The sequence below is a fragment of the Pantoea sp. Cy-639 genome (genome assembly GCF_011752525.1).
Lineage (GTDB): Bacteria > Pseudomonadota > Gammaproteobacteria > Pseudomonadales > Pseudomonadaceae > Aquipseudomonas.
In genome coordinates, this window is record NZ_VWXI01000002.1 from 422,867 (window position 1) to 440,247 (window position 17,381).

Annotated in this window: 19 protein-coding genes; 7 read left to right on the forward strand and 12 right to left on the reverse strand. The window is 64.2% G+C overall.

Annotation, left to right across the window (positions count from 1 at the left end):
• Positions 1–39: 39 nt before the first annotated feature.
• On the reverse strand, positions 40–936 hold the full coding sequence (gene xerD / locus F3J43_RS04210) for a site-specific tyrosine recombinase XerD (protein ID WP_166883565.1): 897 nt from the start codon (positions 934–936) through the stop codon (positions 40–42).
• Between the two features lie 68 nt (positions 937–1,004).
• On the opposite strand from xerD, the gene F3J43_RS04215 reads away from it, so the two are divergent.
• Complete coding sequence (locus tag F3J43_RS04215) at positions 1,005–2,825, forward strand: cation:proton antiporter (protein WP_166883566.1); 1,821 nt, start codon at positions 1,005–1,007, stop codon at positions 2,823–2,825.
• Positions 2,826–2,903: 78 nt separating this feature from the next.
• On the opposite strand, the gene F3J43_RS04220 is transcribed toward F3J43_RS04215, so the two are convergent.
• The 6 genes from F3J43_RS04220 to ffh all read right to left on the reverse strand — a co-directional run bounded on the left by F3J43_RS04220 (position 2,904) and on the right by ffh (position 6,964).
• A complete protein-coding gene (locus tag F3J43_RS04220) occupies positions 2,904–3,311 on the reverse strand; it encodes an acyl-CoA thioesterase (RefSeq protein WP_009683444.1) in 408 nt (135 codons plus the stop codon).
• A gap of 100 nt (positions 3,312–3,411) precedes the next feature.
• Entirely contained in the window at positions 3,412–3,762 is a 351-nt protein-coding gene (rplS, locus tag F3J43_RS04225; protein ID WP_011535315.1) for a 50S ribosomal protein L19, read from the reverse strand.
• A gap of 42 nt (positions 3,763–3,804) precedes the next feature.
• On the reverse strand, positions 3,805–4,557 hold the full coding sequence (gene trmD / locus F3J43_RS04230; protein ID WP_008094486.1) for a tRNA (guanosine(37)-N1)-methyltransferase TrmD: 753 nt from the start codon (positions 4,555–4,557) through the stop codon (positions 3,805–3,807).
• A gap of 3 nt (positions 4,558–4,560) precedes the next feature.
• A complete protein-coding gene (gene rimM / locus F3J43_RS04235; protein ID WP_134694047.1) occupies positions 4,561–5,097 on the reverse strand; it encodes a ribosome maturation factor RimM in 537 nt (178 codons plus the stop codon).
• Positions 5,098–5,102: 5 nt separating this feature from the next.
• Positions 5,103–5,354 (reverse strand): 30S ribosomal protein S16, encoded by a 252-nt coding sequence (gene rpsP / locus F3J43_RS04240; protein ID WP_011535318.1) that lies wholly within the window; start codon positions 5,352–5,354, stop codon positions 5,103–5,105.
• A gap of 233 nt (positions 5,355–5,587) precedes the next feature.
• Positions 5,588–6,964 carry a signal recognition particle protein gene (gene ffh / locus F3J43_RS04245; RefSeq protein ID WP_166883567.1) on the reverse strand — a complete coding sequence of 459 codons (1,377 nt, stop codon included), beginning with the start codon at positions 6,962–6,964 and terminating at the stop codon, positions 5,588–5,590.
• A gap of 303 nt (positions 6,965–7,267) precedes the next feature.
• Between ffh and F3J43_RS04250 the strand changes: the two genes are divergently transcribed.
• From F3J43_RS04250 to F3J43_RS04260, 3 genes are all read left to right on the forward strand, one after another.
• On the forward strand, positions 7,268–8,077 hold the full coding sequence (locus F3J43_RS04250) for a cytochrome C assembly family protein (RefSeq protein ID WP_166883568.1): 810 nt from the start codon (positions 7,268–7,270) through the stop codon (positions 8,075–8,077).
• A 7-nt stretch (positions 8,078–8,084) separates the two neighbouring features.
• Positions 8,085–9,278: a transporter associated domain-containing protein gene (locus F3J43_RS04255; RefSeq protein WP_166883569.1), complete on the forward strand. Its 1,194-nt coding sequence runs from the start codon at positions 8,085–8,087 to the stop codon at positions 9,276–9,278.
• Positions 9,279–9,519: 241 nt separating this feature from the next.
• Complete coding sequence (locus F3J43_RS04260) at positions 9,520–10,824, forward strand: MFS transporter (protein ID WP_166883570.1); 1,305 nt, start codon at positions 9,520–9,522, stop codon at positions 10,822–10,824.
• A 78-nt stretch (positions 10,825–10,902) separates the two neighbouring features.
• Here F3J43_RS04260 and purT read toward each other — a convergent pair whose 3' ends face one another.
• The 5 genes from purT to F3J43_RS04285 all read right to left on the reverse strand — a co-directional run bounded on the left by purT (position 10,903) and on the right by F3J43_RS04285 (position 14,109).
• Positions 10,903–12,084, reverse strand: a complete 1,182-nt coding sequence (purT, locus tag F3J43_RS04265) for a formate-dependent phosphoribosylglycinamide formyltransferase (RefSeq protein ID WP_166883571.1) — start codon at positions 12,082–12,084, stop codon at positions 10,903–10,905.
• Positions 12,085–12,158: 74 nt separating this feature from the next.
• Positions 12,159–12,626 carry a 7-cyano-7-deazaguanine/7-aminomethyl-7-deazaguanine transporter gene (locus tag F3J43_RS04270; protein WP_166883572.1) on the reverse strand — a complete coding sequence of 156 codons (468 nt, stop codon included), beginning with the start codon at positions 12,624–12,626 and terminating at the stop codon, positions 12,159–12,161.
• A gap of 93 nt (positions 12,627–12,719) precedes the next feature.
• Positions 12,720–12,914, reverse strand: coding sequence for a DUF1289 domain-containing protein (locus F3J43_RS04275; RefSeq protein WP_286184328.1), 195 nt, complete (start codon positions 12,912–12,914; stop codon positions 12,720–12,722).
• Complete coding sequence (locus F3J43_RS04280; RefSeq protein WP_166883574.1) at positions 12,907–13,431, reverse strand: gamma carbonic anhydrase family protein; 525 nt, start codon at positions 13,429–13,431, stop codon at positions 12,907–12,909. Before F3J43_RS04280 ends, F3J43_RS04275 begins: the two co-directional genes overlap by 8 nt.
• 45 nt (positions 13,432–13,476) lie before the next feature.
• Positions 13,477–14,109 carry a CoA pyrophosphatase gene (locus tag F3J43_RS04285; protein WP_353618198.1) on the reverse strand — a complete coding sequence of 211 codons (633 nt, stop codon included), beginning with the start codon at positions 14,107–14,109 and terminating at the stop codon, positions 13,477–13,479.
• Positions 14,110–14,208: 99 nt separating this feature from the next.
• Here F3J43_RS04285 and F3J43_RS04290 point away from each other — a divergent pair, with 99 nt between their 5' ends.
• The 3 genes from F3J43_RS04290 to F3J43_RS04300 all read left to right on the forward strand — a co-directional run bounded on the left by F3J43_RS04290 (position 14,209) and on the right by F3J43_RS04300 (position 17,376).
• Positions 14,209–14,763, forward strand: coding sequence for an NUDIX hydrolase (locus F3J43_RS04290; protein ID WP_166883576.1), 555 nt, complete (start codon positions 14,209–14,211; stop codon positions 14,761–14,763).
• A 19-nt stretch (positions 14,764–14,782) separates the two neighbouring features.
• Entirely contained in the window at positions 14,783–15,325 is a 543-nt protein-coding gene (locus tag F3J43_RS04295) for a L,D-transpeptidase family protein (protein ID WP_166883577.1), read from the forward strand.
• A gap of 437 nt (positions 15,326–15,762) precedes the next feature.
• Complete coding sequence (locus F3J43_RS04300) at positions 15,763–17,376, forward strand: ShlB/FhaC/HecB family hemolysin secretion/activation protein (protein WP_205297612.1); 1,614 nt, start codon at positions 15,763–15,765, stop codon at positions 17,374–17,376.
• Positions 17,377–17,381: the final 5 nt, after the last annotated feature.

The window sequence follows — 17,381 nt, forward strand, 5'->3', positions numbered from 1 at the left end:
TGGCTCCTCACGCACCGGTCAGCGGAACATGAATATCATTCATCCACGCGGATGGTGCTGGGCATGCAACTGCTGCAGACGGGCCTTGGCGACGTGGGTGTAGATCTGTGTGGTCGACAAGTCGCTGTGCCCCAGCAGCATCTGTACCACGCGCAGGTCGGCGCCATGGTTGAGCAGATGAGTGGCGAAGGCATGACGCAGGGTATGCGGCGACAGCGCCTTGCCGATCCCGGCCACCAGGGCATGGTGCTTGATGCGGTGCCAGAAGGTCTGGCGGGTCATCTGCTCACCGCGCAGACTGGGGAACAGCACATCGCTGGGGCGGCCGTTGAGCAGCTCGGCGCGGCCCCCACGCAGGTAGCGCTCGATCCATAGCACCGCCTCCTCGCCCATCGGCACCAGGCGCTCCTTGCTGCCCTTGCCCATCACCCGCAGCACGCCCTGGCGCAGGTTGACCTGGTCCAGGCTCAGGCTGACCAGCTCGGTCACCCGCAGGCCACAGGCATACAGCACCTCGAGCATGGCCCGGTCGCGCTGACCGATGGCTTCGCCCAGGTCGGGCGCCTGCAACAGCGCCTCGACATCGGCCTCCGACAAGGACTTGGGCAGTGGCCGACCGAGTTGCGGCATGTCTACCTGCAAGGTCGGGTCGACGGCAATCATCCGTTCGCGCAGCAGGTACCGGTAGAAGCCCCGCGCGCCGGACAGAAACCGCGCGGTCGAGCGCGGCTTGTAAGCCTGGTCGAAACGCCAGGCCAAGTGGTCGAGGAGCAGTTCGCGCCCGGCGTCCGGCAGCGCCACCCCTCGCTCCTGCAGCCAGCCGTTGAACAGGGCCAGGTCGCTGCGATAGGACGCACGGGTGTTGTCGGACAGGCCTTTTTCCAGCCACAGGGCATCGAGGAACTGGTCAATCAGGGGATGGTCTAGGGCTGGCATGAAGACTCGGTGGCAAACGGCGAAATGGCGCTTAGTCTTTCATAACACCGCCTGCATAGGGAGCCCGCATGAGCGAACAACAGATTCTCCTGAGTATCGGCGGCATCGGCGCCGCCGCCCTGGCCTGCCAGTGGCTGGCCTGGCGCCTGAAGCTGCCGGCCATTCTGTTCCTGCTGCTGTGCGGCATTCTCGCCGGGCCCGTAATGGGCTGGCTGCAACCTCAGGCACTGTTCGGCCCGCTGCTGATGCCACTGGTCTCGCTGGCCGTGGCGCTGATCCTGTTCGAGGGCAGCCTCACCCTGCACCTGTCGCAATGGCGCGAAATCGGCAGCGTGGTGCATCGCCTGGTCACGGTGGGCGCGCTGAGCACCTGGCTGGTGATCGCCCTCGCCACCCGCTGGCTGCTGGGCTTCGATTGGCCCCTGGCGATCCTGTTCGGCACCCTGACCCTGGTCACCGGCCCTACGGTGATCGTGCCCATGTTGCGGGTGGTGAGGCCCAAGGCAACAGTCGCCAACATCCTGCGCTGGGAGGGCATCGTCATCGACCCGGTCGGTGCGTTGCTGGCCGTGGTGGTCTACAGCTTCATCATCGCCAGCGTCGCAGGCAACGGCCTGAGCCAGAGCCTGGCGACCTTCGCCGGGGTGATCTTCTGCGGCAGCGCACTGGGCGTTGCCGGCGGCTGGCTGCTGGGACAGGTGATGCGTGAGCAATGGCTGCCAGAGTACCTGCACAACCTGGCATCGTTGGCCGCGGTGCTAGGCATCTTCATTGCCGCCAACCAGATCGTCCACGAGTCGGGACTGCTGGCGGTCACGGTCATGGGCATGTGGCTGGCCAACATGCCCGGCGTGGATGTACGGCAGATCCTGCATTTCAAGGAAAACCTCAGCGTATTGCTGATCTCCGGCCTGTTCATCCTCCTGGCCGCACGTCTCGACCTGCATGCGCTGCTGACCCTGGGGCCGGCGGTACTGGCACTGTTGCTGGTCATCCAACTGCTGGCTCGCCCGCTGAACGTGTGGCTGTCGACCCTGGGTTCATCCCTGAACTGGCGCGAGCGGGCCTTGCTGGCATGGATTGCACCCCGCGGCATCGTCGCCGCGGCAGTATCGGCTATCTTCGCCATCCGCCTCGACGAGGCCGGCCACCAGGGCGCCCTGCTGCTGGTGCCGCTGACGTTTTCCGTGATCATCGGCACCGTGGTGCTGCAAAGCGCCACGGCCAGGCCACTGGCACGCCTGCTCAAAGTGGCGGAGCCGGCGCCCAGCGGCTTTCTCGTGGTCGGCGCCAACCCACCCGCGCGGGCCATCGCCAAAGCCCTGCAACAACTGGGTTGCCGAGTGCTGCTGACCGACTCGAGCTGGGAGAACATCCGCGCCGCGCGCATGGATAACCTGCCCACCTACTTTGGCAACCCCGCCTCTCAGCATGCCGATGCTCACCTCGACCTGGTCGGGCTCGGCCACCTACTGGGCCTGTCACCGGCGGGAGAGCTCAATGCCCTGGCCTGCGCCCGCTTTCGCCACGACTTTGGCCAGGCGCGACTGTTCGTGCTGGCCAGCGGCCTGGAGAGACAACGCAGCGACAAGCATCGGGCCAGCGAGGAGCACCGTGGGCAGTTACTGGGCTCGAACCCGATGACCTACGGGCAGTTGGCCAAGCAGTTGCAGCAAGGCGCCGAACTGTACAGCACCACGCTGACCGAGGCCTTCGACTGGAGTGAGTACCAACAGCTGCATGGCGCGCGGGCCACGCTGCTGTTCGCCCGGGACGGGCAAGGCTGGGTGCATGTGGCCAGCCCGGACACCCCGCTCATTCCTCAACCGGGATGGACGGTGGTGGCACTGGTAGAGCCGCAAACCGGCGAACAGCCCGCGGCGTCGTAGGCCTGCACCACGTGGGAACAGGCTTGTCCACGGCGACATCGGTGCCATCTTTCGCGGAACAAGCTCGCCCTCGGCAAATCAGGCCTGGGGCAGTACCGGCACCGGGCGCTTGTCCTCGTCGATCGCGACGAAGCTGAACACGCCATGGATCGCCCGCTCGCGGCCATCGAGGTACATGTTCTCGACGAATACATCCACCTGCACCTGCAGGCTGGTGTTGCCGACCTTGATCACCGTGCCCACCAATTCGACGATCGAGCCCGCCGGGATCGGATGCTTGAAGTCGATGCGATCGGTGGACACGGTCACCAGCGGCAGACGGCAGAAACGCGTGGCGGCGATGAACGACACTTCGTCCATCCAGGCCAGGGCGGTGCCGCCGAACAAGGTGTTGTGGTGGTTGGTGGTGTTGGGGAACACCGCCTTGGTCACGCGGGTCACCGACAGTTCGGTGCGGCGCTGGATTTCCTGGTCTCGGGTTGTCATCTCGGGGTCACATCGCAAAGGCAAGATTCAAAACGCAAAAAAGCAGCCCGAAGGCTGCTTTTTTCTCGCTAGGCGGCCTTGGCCACCGGGCAAACTGCACTCAGGACAGTTTTTCCTTGATGCGAGCGGCTTTGCCGGACAGGTCGCGCAGGTAGTACAGCTTGGCTTTACGCACGTCACCACGACGTTTCACGGCCAGGCTGTCGATCTGCGGGCTGTAGGTCTGGAAGGTACGCTCAACGCCAACGCCGCTGGAGATCTTGCGCACGGTGAAGGCGCTGTTCAGACCGCGGTTACGCTTGGCGATGACGACGCCTTCGAACGCCTGCAGACGCGAGCGATCGCCTTCCTTCACTTTGACCTGAACGACAACGGTGTCGCCTGGTGCGAAGGTCGGGATTTCCTTGCTCATCTGCTCGGCTTCGAGCTGCTGGATGATCTTGTTGGTCATGCTGTGCTCCTAAGATGGATACGCGATCCACCATCGATACGTTTAACTATCGTCCCGCTCGCGGAGATATTCCTCGAGCAGCTTCTTCTCTTCTCCAGAAAGCGAGCGACTTTCCAGAAGATCGGCGCGTCGTTCGAAGGTCCTACCAAGGGACTGCTTCATCCGCCAACGCCGGATATGTGCATGGTTGCCACTTAGCAACACGTCGGGAACACGCTGATCCGCATACACCTCAGGTCGGGTGTAGTGCGGGCAATCCAGCAGACCGTCGGTGAAAGAGTCTTCCTCCGCCGAGTCCACATGCCCTAAAGCTCCGGGCAGCAGCCGTGTAACCGCATCGATCAGTACCATGGCCGGCAGCTCGCCGCCGGAAAGCACATAGTCACCAATCGACCACTCCTCATCGACATGAGCCTCGATAAAGCGCTCGTCGATGCCTTCATAACGACCGGCGATCAGGATCAACGACTCCTGTTCGGCCAGGCCTTTGACCGCCTGCTGAGTCAGCTTGCGGCCTTGTGGCGAGAGGTAGATCACCTTCGCCGATGCTCCGGTCGCCTGCCTGGCGCTAACCAGGGCGTCTTCCAGAGGCTTGATCTTCATCACCATGCCCGGACCACCGCCAAACGGCCGATCATCCACCGTGTGATGGCGATCAGTGGTGTAGTCCCGCGGGTTCCAGCAGGTCACTTGCAGCAACCCCTGTTTCACCGCGCGGCTGGTAATGCCGTACTCCGTGATGGCCGAGAACATCTCGGGGAACAACGTGATGACGTCTACGCGAAGGTTACCCATCGTTCAGAAGTCCGCGTCCCACTCAACCCGCATCACGCCTGCTTCCAGGTCGATACCGAGCACGCATTGCGCCGTATAGGGCAACAGACGCTCGCGATCATCCAGGCTGCCTGCGCAGGGTTTGACCACCATTACATCGTTCGCGCCGGTCTCCAACAGGTGATCGATCGTGCCGAACAGCTGTTCGTCCTGATTGATGACCTTCAGGCCCACCAACTGGTACCAGTAGTACTCGTCGGCTGCCAGGTTGGGCAAAAGGCTCCGCGGGATGCAGATTTCGAAGCCGCTCAGAAGACGGGCTTCATCACGATCATCGAGGCCTTTGAGCTTCACGACCAGGCCCTTCTGGGAGCCACGACCGCTGACCAGCTCGACCTGCTTTACCTTGCCTTCGTGCCTGAGCGTCCAGCGCGGATAATCCAACAGGTTTTCAATCGGATCGGTAAAGGAATACACCTTCACCTCGCCGCGAACGCCGTGAACCGAAAAAATCTTGCCAACGACGATCAGGTCGTCAGCCTTTTCTGGCGTCGCGTTCATACTGCTCAGGCTGCGGCCTTGGCAGCTTCCTTCAGCAGCTGAGCAACACGCTCAGACGGCTGTGCGCCCTGGCTCAGCCAGTAGGTGACGCGCTCTTGGTTGACCGACAGCTTGACTTCAGCGCCCGAAGCGATCGGGTTGAAGAAGCCAACGCGCTCAACGAAACGGCCGTCACGGGCGTTACGCGAGTTGGTCACGGTCAGGTGGTAGAAAGGGCGCTTCTTGGAGCCGCCACGGGCAAGACGGATGGTTACCATGTGAACATCGTTCCTATAGTCGGTGCTGCAAAACTGAATGCCCAATGGGCACACGCGTGCCCAAAAGGCCGCATATTCTCGGGGAATACACGGACATTTGCAAATGCCTTTTTCGGCAAGCCCTTGGCCCACCGTTCAGCTCTGCCGGTTTCAGCCGCCTCGCGGCGGCCATGTTCCCGCCAAAGCGGGGGTCTGACCGGCTCCCTTATATAAAGGAAGCCGGTCGGATTCGATTACAGCTTCGGCATGCCGCCACCTGGCAGCATCCCGCCAAGGCCACGCATCATCTTGGCCATGCCGCCCTTGGCGGAGAATTTCTTCATCATCTTCTGCATCTGCTTGTGCTGCTTGATCAGTCGGCCGATGTCCTGCACCTGGGTACCGGAACCGAGGGCGATGCGGCGCTTGCGCGAGCCGCTGATCATGTCGGGGTCGCGACGCTCGGCAGGGGTCATGGAGTTGATGATCGCCTCCATCTGCTTGAACTGCTTCTCGGCCGCGCCCTGGGCATTGCCCATCTGCGACAGGTTGACGCCACCGATGCTCGGCAGCTTGTCCATCAGGCCGCCGAGGCCGCCCATGTTCTTCATCTGCTGCAGCTGGTCGCGGAAGTCCTCGAGATCGAAGCCCTTGCCCTTCTTCAGCTTCTTGGCCAGCTTGTCGGCCTTGGCCTTGTCGATGGTCTGCTCGGCCTGCTCGATCAGGCTGAGCACATCGCCCATGCCGAGGATGCGCGAGGCGATACGATCGGGGTGGAACGGCTCGAGGGCTTCGGTCTTCTCGCCCATGCCGATGAACTTGATCGGCTTGCCGGTGATGGCGCGCACCGACAGCGCGGCACCGCCACGGGCATCACCGTCGACCTTGGTCAGCACCACGCCGGTCAGCGGCAGGGCGTCGCCGAAGGCCTTGGCGGTGTTGGCGGCGTCCTGGCCGGTCATGGCGTCGACCACGAACAGGGTTTCGATCGGCTTGACCGCGGCATGCAGGGCCTTGATCTCGTCCATCATGTCGGCGTCGACGTGCAGGCGGCCGGCGGTGTCGACGATCACCACGTCGATGAACTTGAGCTTGGCCTCGCGAATCGCCGCCTCGGCAATGGCCACCGGCTTCTGGCTGATGTCGGACGGGAAGAAGGTCACGCCGATGTCGTTGGCCAGGGTCTCGAGCTGCTTGATCGCGGCCGGACGGTAGACGTCGGCCGAGACCACCATCACGCTCTTTTTCTTGCGCTCTTTCAGGTGACGCGCCAGCTTGCCGGCGGTGGTGGTCTTACCAGCACCCTGCAGACCGGCCATCAGCACCACGGCGGGCGGAGCGGCATTGAGCGTCAGCTCTTCGTTGGCCGCGCCCATCAGGCTTTCCAGCTCGGCCTGGACGATCTTCACGAAGGCCTGGCCCGGGGTCAGGCTGCGCGACACTTCGGTGCCGACCGCGCGTTCCTTGATGCTGTTGACGAAATCCTTGACCACCGGCAGGGCAACGTCGGCCTCGAGCAGGGCCATGCGCACTTCGCGCAACGTGTCCTTGATATTGTCTTCAGTCAGCTTGGCCTTGCCGGTGACATGGCGCAGCGTCTGTGACAGGCGGTCGGTCAGGTTTTCGAACATGGTGATCCTTTCAGGCCCAGTGAAGCCGAGGTTTTTCAGGTGCCCAGGGGGAAAGTACACACGCGCCGGGCACAACAAGGCGGCGATTATAGCGAAGACTGGGAGCGGCGCACACCTTGCGCTGGACCACCGGGCAAACGTGTCGTGCGATTGGCGCAACCGGCACCGCGCCGCATGACACCGGCACGCCGGTGTTCGCCGGCAAGCTCGGCGCCTGCATCGCCCGCGATTGATACGCAGTCTTCCTTGCCCACCGCGTTCTATGCCAAACTCCGTCCCTTTAGGGCTTGCCTGCCAGGACTTATGTTCTCTTCACCCAGCCTCATCCCCAATCTGATCGCCGCCTTCCTTTATCTGGCCGCGACTGTCTACCAGGCCACCGGCCTGGCCCGTGGCGCCCGCGCCGATAAACGGCTGCTTGGCCTGCTCGGGATGCTGGCCGTGCTCGCCCAGTCCGGCGCGCTGCTCTTCCAGCTGATCACCCCGCTTGGCCTGAGCCTCGACTTCTTCAGCGCCGCCAGCCTGATCGCCGTGGCGGTGATCGGCCTGACGCTGATCGCCTGTCTGAGCATTCCCGTGGAGAACCTGCTGGTGCTGCTGTTCCCGCTGGGGGCGGTGACGGCGTTGCTGGCCCAATTCGCCCCACCCGGCACGGTGCCGCTGGTCAACGAAGCGCCCGGCATTCTCGCGCACATCCTGCTGTCGATTCTGGCCTACGGCCTGTTCACCATCGCGGTGTTCCAGGCACTGTTGCTGTTGCTGCAGGATCGTCAGCTGAAGAACAAGCATCCGTCCGGACTGATCCGCAACTTCCCACCGCTGCAGACCATGGAAAGCCTGCTGTTCGGCTTCCTCTGGGCCGGCTGGGGCCTGCTGTCGCTGTCGCTGATTTCCGGCTGGCTGTTCCTCGACAACCTGTTCGCCCAGCACCTGGTGCACAAGACCTTGCTGGCCTGCCTGGCCTGGATCGTCTTCGGCGTGCTGCTGTGGGGCCGTACCCGCCTGGGCTGGCGTGGCCACAAGGCGATCCGCTGGACCCTCGCGGGTTTCTGCCTGCTGATGCTGGCCTATTTCGGCAGCAAGCTGGTCCGCGAATTCATCCTGCATATCTGACGGCCCCATGGACACTCTGCCGTACGCCCCGCTGCTCGGCACCCTCGCACTGGCCCTGCTGTGGTCGGCGCTGTTCACCGCGGTGGATTGCGCCCGCCAGCAGTTCAACGGTCGCGGCGACGCCAGCGAACCTGCCGTGCCGATCCAGGCCCTGGTCCTGTGCGCCAGCTTCGGCAAGTTGCTGGTATTGGGCCTGGCCTGCCTGATCGGCCAACGCCACAGTGGCGAGCACGGTTTCTGGCTCGCCGGCCTGACCGCCACGCTGGCCCTTTTGGTGCTGGCCGAATACCTGCCTCGACGCCTGGCCCGACGCAACCCACAGACATTCATCAGCCTTGGCGGCAACCTGCTCGCTGTTCCACTGAAACTGCTGCAGCCGCTGGCCTGCCTGCTCGACGGCTGCGCCAGGCTGATCCTGCGGCCATTTCGGGTGACAACCAGCGCCATCGCCCTGCACCCGCAGGAAGACGATGCCGACCCGGACGCTCCCCACGACCCCGTTCACCACGGCATCAACGAAGGCCTGCAGGCGCTGGACAAGATCACCGTCAACGACATCCTGGTGCCGCGCAACGAAGTGGACGGCATCAACCTCGACGACCCGATCGAGCGCATCGTCGAGCAGTTGATCGTCAGTCGCCATACGCGCCTGCCGGTGTTCCACAGCGATATCAACCAAGTCGAGGCGGTGCTCAACACCAAGCTCATCAGCCACCTGCTGCCCCGCGCCGAACTGACCCTGGAAACCTTGCGGGCCGCCTGCTACGAGCCCTACTTCGTCCCGGAAAGCACCCCGCTGCAGATGCAACTGCTGAACTTCCACAAGCAGCAGCGGCGCATGGGCGTGGTAGTGGACGAGTATGGCGAGGTGCTGGGCATCGTCACCCTGGAAGACATCCTCGAGGAAATCGTCGGCGAGTTCGAGGACGAACACAGCCTCGACAACCCCCATGTCCATCCGCAGGCCGACGGTCGTTTCGTCATCGAAGGCACCGCCTCGCTGCGCGAGATCAACCGTTCGCTGGGCTGGCACCTGCCCTGCGACGGCGGCCCGAAGACCCTCAACGGCCTGGTCACCGAAGCCCTGGAAAGCATCCCGGAAAGCGCGGTGTGCCTGAAGATCGGCCGCTATCGCCTGGAAATCCTCGAAACCGAGGACAATTGCGCCAGCAAGGTACTGGTCTGGACCGTGACCCGGTAGCTATACTCGGTCCACGCTTACCCAGCCCTGCCGCCCCGCCTGCTACCCGCACCCGGCGCTCCGCGGCCAGCGCGCATCACTGACACGCCCGCGGCCCTGCTTCAGCACCCCGAACAGCGCCCGCCTCCCTTCTATCCCCTGGGCTATCGTCAGTCACGCCACTCATAACAATACGCTCCGGCTCCCGTGTGCCTGCCACATGGGCCGTGCCCCATGGAGCACCGACTGTCAGGGATCCCGCATGACTACCAGCAGCACCTATGCCGAGCCTGCCTCGGCCGCCCCGGTCAACTCGCCTGCCCGGGTGGCGACCGCCAGCTTCATCGGCACCGCCATCGAGTTCTACGACTTCTACGTCTACGCCACCGCCGCCGCGCTGGTGATCGGCCCGGTGTTCTTTCCATCCGGGTCAGGCACCGCGCAGATGCTCGCGGCCTTCCTCACCTTCGGCATCGCCTTCCTCGCCCGGCCGCTGGGCTCGGCGCTGTTCGGTCACTTCGGCGACCGCATCGGGCGCAAATCGACCCTGGTCGCCTCGCTGCTGCTGATGGGCGTTTCCACCACCTTGATCGGCGTGCTGCCCGGCTACGACAGCATTGGGGTATGGGCGCCGGTGTTGCTCTGCCTGCTGCGCTTCGGCCAAGGCCTGGGACTGGGCGGCGAATGGGGCGGCGCGGCATTGCTGGCCACCGAGAACGCCCCCGAAGGCAAGCGCGCCTGGTACGGCATGTTCCCGCAACTGGGCCCGTCGATCGGTTTTCTCGCCGCCAACGGCCTGTTCCTCACCCTCGCCCTGCTGCTCAGCGACGAGCAGTTCCGCGACTGGGGCTGGCGCATTCCGTTCCTGCTCAGCGCCGCGCTGGTGCTGGTGGGCCTGTACGTGCGCCTGAAACTCGAGGAGAGCCCGGTGTTCGCCAAGGCCGTGGCACGCCATGAGCGGGTGAAGATGCCGGTGGTCGACCTGTTCGCCCGCTACTGGCTGGCGACCCTGCTCGGCGCGGCGGCGATGGTGGTGTGCTACGCGCTGTTCTACATCTCCACGGTGTTCTCGCTGAGCTATGGCGTATCGACGCTGGGCTACAGCCGCGAGAGCTTCCTCGGCATGTTGTGTTTTGCCGTGGTCTTCATGGCCCTGGCCACGCCGCTGTCGGCCTGGCTCAGCGATCGTTACGGGCGCAAGCCGGTGCTGATCGTCGGCGGTTTGCTGGCGATCGCCTCGGGCTTTGCCATGGAGCCGCTGCTGACATCGGGCTCGACCGCAGGCGTGACACTGTTCCTGAGCATCGAGCTGTTCCTGATGGGAGTGACCTTCGCACCGATGGGGGCACTGCTGCCGGAGCTGTTCCCGACCCACGTGCGTTACACCGGCGCTTCGGCGGCCTACAACCTGGGTGGCATCGTTGGCGCCTCGGCGGCACCGTTCTTTGCCCAGAAGCTGGTGAGCATGGGGGGATTGAGCTGGGTAGGTGGTTATGTATCGGCAGCGGCGGTGATCAGCCTGGTGGCCGTGCTGTGCCTGAAAGAGACGCGCAATACCGCACTTTGACCCCATCGCGGGGCAAGCCTACGCCCACGCCAGGCCGAAACCTGCGTGGGAGCGGGCTTGCCCCGCGAAGGTGTCACATCAGAACTCGACCTTGACCGCCTGCGAGGCACGAGTCGCCTTGGCCCGCGCCGCTTCGACCGATACATCGCGCGCCAGGCACACGCCCATGCGGCGGGTGCCGTTGATCTCAGGCTTGCCGAACAGGCGAATGGCGGTGTCCGGCTCGCTCAGGGCGGCGCCGAGGTTGGCGAAACTGGTCTGCTGCGACTGCCCCTCGGGCAGAATCACCGCCGAGGCCGACGGCCCGAACTGACGCACCACCGGGATCGGCAGGCCGAGGATCGCGCGGGCATGCAGGGCGAACTGCGACAGATCCTGGGAAATCAGGGTGACCAGGCCTGTGTCGTGCGGGCGCGGCGAGACTTCGCTGAACCACACCTGGTCGCCCTTGACGAACAGTTCCACGCCGAACAGGCCACGCCCGCCCAGCGCGTCGGTGACTGCCTGGGCCACCCGCTGCGATTCGGCCAGGGCCTTCGCGCTCATGGCCTGTGGCTGCCAGGACTCCTGGTAGTCGCCCTTCTCCTGGCGGTGGCCGACCGGCTCGAGGAAGGTGGTACCGCCGACATGGCGCACGGTCAGCAGGGTGATTTCGTACTCGAAGTCGATGAAACCCTCGATGATCACCCGGCCCTTGCCGGCTCGGCCACCTTCCTGGGCATAGTCCCAGGCTCGCTGCAGGTCGTCGGCACTGCGCAACAGGCTCTGGCCCTTGCCCGACGAACTCATCACCGGCTTGACCACGCACGGGTAGCCAAGGTCGGCGACGGCCTTGCTGTAGTCCTCGAAGGTATCGGCGAAGTGGTACGGCGAGGTCGGCAGGTCCAGCTCCTCGGCTGCCAGGCGGCGGATGCCCTCGCGGTTCATGGTCAGCTGGGTGGCACGGGCGGTGGGTACCACGTTGAACCCTTCGTTTTCCAGCTCGACGAGTGTGGCGGTGGCGATGGCTTCGATTTCAGGGACGATGTAGTGCGGTTTCTCGGCCTCGATCACCGCACGCAGGGCGACACCGTCGAGCATGTTGATCACGTGGCTGCGGTGCGCGACCTGCATGGCCGGCGCATTGGCGTAACGGTCCACGGCGATCACTTCGACGCCCAGGCGCTGCAACTCGATCACCACTTCCTTGCCCAACTCGCCGCAGCCGCACAGCAGTACACGGGTCGCGGTGGGCGACAATGGGGTTCCGATACGGGTCATTTCAGGTCCTCGAAGACATCCGGGGCTGCGCCACGCTGGCTGCCGCCCGCTGAAAAATGGACCGATATTCTACATCAGGATGCCGCCAGCGCGCGCCGTGCACGCCAGGCCATGATCAGCCAGACCACGGTGACCCCGGCGAACTTCGAGGCCAGCGCGGTACCGATCACCGCCGGGGTCAGCGCGCCGATCATGCCGAAGAAGATGAAGGTGTCCACCGGGATGCTCAGCGCCGAGCTGAGCCACAGGCGATCACGCAAGGGACGGCGGGTGACGCTGAACACCAGCCAGTCGATCAGTTCGGAAACGAAGAACGCCGTCGCGCTGGCCAGGGCGATGGCCGGCTCCGAGGTGGCATAGGACAACACCAGCGCCACCAGCATCGCCAGCAGCGCGCCATGCCCGTAGCGGGTCTGCACCATGTCGCGCAGGATGAACACCAGGCCGCCCCAGGCGGACCAGATCACGTCCAGGTGCGGCGCGCTGGAAAAGGCGTAGTTGATCAGCACCACGCTGCTGATGTAGGCGATGAGATAGAACATGATGACTGTTTGGTTTGGGCAAGCCGGACAGATTAGCGTTGCCCCTATCGCGGGGCAAGCCCGCTCCCACGCGACAATCCTCGCGGGAGGAGACTACAGGCCGATGATCAGCCCCGCCGCCGCCGCGCGCTCGTGACAGCGCTGCAACACCAGCCGCCGCTCGGTGTTGTCCATGCGGCCCCAGCGGGTGATCTCGTCCACCGTGCGCTGGCAGCCGGTGCAGATATCCTGCTCGTCCAGTGCGCAGATGCTGACGCAGGGCGAGGCCACGGGGCGTTCGTCACTCATCATCGACGACCAGCTCCGCCGCGTAACGCTGGGCGTTGTGCACGTAGTGCGCGGCGCTGGCCTCGAGCATGCGTTTCTGCAGCTCGGTCAGCTCGCGCACCACCTTGCCCGGCGAGCCCATCACCAGCGAACCGTCGGGAATCTCCTTGCCTTCGGGAATCAGCGCGTTGGCGCCGATGATGCAGTGCTTGCCGATGCGCGCGCCGTTGAGAATCACCGCATTGATGCCGACCAGGCTGTAGTCGCCCACCGTGCAGCCATGCAGCATGGCGTTGTGGCCGATGGTCACGCCCTTGCCAAGGGCCAGCGGCGAGCCCATGTCGGTGTGCATCACCGTGCCATCCTGGACATTGCTGTCTTCGCCAATGTCGATCAGCTCGTTGTCGCCGCGCAGCACCGCGCCGAACCAGACACTGGCGCGAGCCTGCAGGCGCACCTTGCCGATCAGCGTGGCGTTGGGCGCGGCCCAACTGGTGGGGTGGGTCTCGACGCGCAGGTCGCCCAGGCGGTATTTCATGTATCGCTCCTCACGGATGAACGGCAGTGACGGGGTGGACCCCGTTCAGTTCTGGATGAATCGCTCGGGGGGCTGGTGCAGACTGATACCGGCGTCGAACAGCAGGTTGACCAGCTCGACGATCATGATCGCCGACAACCCCCAGATCTTGTAGTCACCGTAACGGTAGCTGGGCACATACCAGCTGCGCCCCTGGTAATCGATGCGGTGGGTATGATCACGCGGATCCTGGCGGAAGAAATCGAGCGGAACACTGAACACGGCGGCGATTTCCGCATCGTTGGCGCGGTATTCGACATAATCCGGGATCAAACCGACGAACGGCGTCACTTTCAATCCATGCAACGAGATCAGCGGGCTCAGCGGGCCAATCACTTCGACCAGGCCCGGCGGCAGGCCGATCTCTTCCTCCGCCTCGCGCAGCGCGGTGAACACCAGATCCGGATCCTCCGGATCACGCCGGCCACCGGGGAACGCCACTTCGCCGCCATGGGTGGACAAGCCCTTGGCGCGCAGCGTCAGTACCAGCTCCGGCTCTTCGCTGCGGGTGATGGGCAGCAGCACCGCCGCCTCGGGGAAGCGACGATCCACCTCCAGCTGGGCCGGGGTGTGGTTGCTCATTCGGCGAAGAAGCTCGTCCAGCATTACGCACTCTCGATTCCATGGCCTGCCCTGCATGATGCACCAAAGCCGCGGGGCACCCAAGCCCCGCCCGCAGGCCCTTGCGGTAGGTGAGGCTGGCACGCCAAGATAGCCAGACCCCACAGGAATGAAAGCATGAAATTCTGCAGCGCGTGCGGCCAGCCGGTCACCCTGAGAGTCCCCGCGGGCGACAGCCGTCCACGGTATGTCTGCGACCACTGCCAGACCATCCACTACCAGAACCCCAACATCGTCGCCGGCGTGCTGCCCACCTGGGGCAGCCAGGTGTTGCTGTGCCGTCGCGCCATCGAGCCGCGACGCGGCTTCTGGACCTTGCCCGCCGGTTTCATGGAGAACGGCGAGACCCTCGATGCTGCCGCCCGTCGCGAAACCGTCGAGGAAGCCTGCGCCCGGGTCGGCGAAACCCACCTGTACCAACTGTTCGACCTGCCGCACATCAACCAGGTGCATGTGTTCTTCCGCGCCGAGCTGAGCGACCTGGACTTCGCCGTGGGTGTCGAGAGCCTGGAGGTGCGCCTGTTCGAGGAACAGGAGATCCCATGGGACACGCTGGCTTTTCGCACCGTGACACGCACACTAGAATGCTATTATCACGACCGCATCAGGCAGCATTACCCGATAGGCCATGAATACCTGCCGCCGATGAACGTTTCGTCGTCCACCACCTAAGTTTCAGGGATACGGTTTCATGCGTTGGTTGCTTGCCCTCTTCTGCCTCAGTGTCGCCTCGGTGTCGCAGGCGGCCTTCACCGAAACCATCATCCGCAAGACGCCGTCGGCGTCCCAGGTCGTCGTGCCGCAGGGCCCGCAGATCGACAAGGTGCTGGTGCTCAAGTCCGAGCGCCGCCTGCAGTTGATCAGCCGTGGCCAGCCGCTCAAGACCTATCGTATCTCCCTGGGCAAGCAACCCAAGGGGGCCAAGGAGCGCGAGGGCGACAAGAAGACCCCCGAGGGCTTGTACTCGCTGGACTGGCGCAAGGTCAGCGACCGCTACAACCTGGCCATGCACATCTCCTACCCGAACATCACCGACGCGGCCAAGGCACGCCGCGAAGGTGTCGATGCCGGCAGCATGATCATGATCCACGGCACGCCGCTCAACGAAGAGTACCCGGAGTGGTACTTCCATACCCTCGACTGGACCGAAGGCTGCATCGCCATGCGCAACGCCGACATGCGCGAGGTATGGAGCATGGTCAAGGACGGGACGGTGATCGAAATACGCCCCTGATCGCCCCACCGCTGGCCAACGACCAAAGCCTGTCCTGCTCATGCACGACAGGCTTTTTTCTGGCTACTGAAAAGACCGTTCAGCAAGACCGCGCTGCCCCGACAGCCTTGCCTGGTCGTACCTTGGCCTGCCCCGCGCCATTGCAACGCGAATGGATGCATCGCTTCCCCACGCCTACACCTCCTGCCACCACAGCCTGTCACCGGAACACTCAGCAATCTGCCTGAGACCGACAGCTTCAAAAGAAAACTCTCACAACTCTACCCCGCCTCATCCCACGGTCGCAGTGGACATTAGACACATCCAATTGAATGGCTTTTTTTTAGAGTTCTCGCACGCCCTTTCACGCTTCCTACATCATTTTGCGAGGTTACTCGATGCCATCCTGGGGCACCTCCCATTGGTTTCTCCTGTGCACCGCTTTCACGCTGTTGTCGTTGAGCGACCTCAGGGCCGATCCCGCCAGCCAGCAGCTACGTGAACAACAGCAGATGTTGCGCCAGCAGGAACAATTGCAGCAGCTCGAACGCTGGCAGCACCTTCCCCCCCTCGATACCCGTGATGACGACCAGGTCGCAAGCGAACCGGACGCACGTTGCTGGGCCATCAGCGAAATACGGCTGGCCGGCAACCACAAGCTCGGAATGCAACAACTGCAACCGGCGGTCCAGGCGTTCGCCCGCCCCTGCATGGATATCGCCGACATCGAACGGCTGCTCAGGGGCCTGACACAGCGCTACGTGGAGGCCGGCTACCCCACCAGCCGCCCCTACCTCGCTCGCCACCCCGAAAACGGCACGCCGCTCGACATCATCATCATCGAAGGTTTCGTCGAGTCGATCGAACTGGTGGGGGCCGACCTGCCCCTGTCACTGCACGGTGCCTTTCCCGACGTGCTGGGCAATACCTTGCACCTGCCCGATATCGAGCAAGGACTCGACCAGCTCAATCGGCTACGGGCCTACGACCTGGGTATCGAGCTTCACCCTGGTGAACGGCAAGGCGGCACGCGAGTGATCCTCGAGCCGCGGCGGATCGACAGCCCCTGGCACCTCGACAGCCGGCTCGATAACCGCGGCAGCAGCCTGACTGGCCGTCACCGCCTGAGCCTGGGGCTGGGCCTGGACAGCCCGCTGGGCTTGAACGACGAACTGCGCCTCTGGCTGGTGTCAACCGTGTTCGATGCCCCTGGAAACAGCCAGGGTGCAAGCCTGCACTACAGCCTTCCCTACGGCCCCTGGACCTTCAGCCTCAATGCCAGCCAGATGCGCTACCGCGCCCCGATCCCGCAAACCCGCCTGATCAGCAATGGCCAGAGCAATACCTTGGGACTTGGCGCCGAGCGCGTGCTCTGGCGCAACCAGCACGGCATGCTCAGCGCCAGCGCACGACTGGACCGCAAGCAACTGGCCAACCGTATAGGCAGCACACTCATCGCCCTGCAGAGTCCGACGCTCTCCAGCGTGGAGGCCGGACTCAACCTGCTGTGGCTCGACCACGGCCTGTGGAACGCCTACCTGGGCATCAGCCAAGGCCTGGACTGGTTCGGCGCAGACCGCCCCGTACCAGGCGCCCGAACGCCACGTCCGGACTTCATCAAGTACCGCGCCAACCTGCTGCACCTGCGCCAGGGGCCTGCGCAACAGCCCTGGCGCTGGCAAAGCGAACTGGCCCTGCAGTACAGCCGCGACCTGCTGCCGGCCGTCGAGCAGTTGCAGCTCACCGACCACACCGCAGTACGCGGCTTTCGCCAGCACAACGTGGCCGGGGCCAATGCCGCCGTGTGGCGCAACACCCTCAGCCAGCCGCTGCCACTGAGCTGGGCAGCGCCCCTGCAAGTACGCCCGACCTTCGGGCTCGACCTGGGCTGGACCCGCTTTACGCGCAACAGTCCCTCGCAACGCCTGGCCGGAACCTCGACAGGTATCGAACTGAGCCTGCCGCAAAGCCGGCTGCGCCTCGATTACCAGCGGCCACTGCATGCCAGCGACCGCCCAAGCAAATCCCTCGAAGAAGGCTTCTGGGTCATGGAATGGACCCTCTCCATCTGAAACCC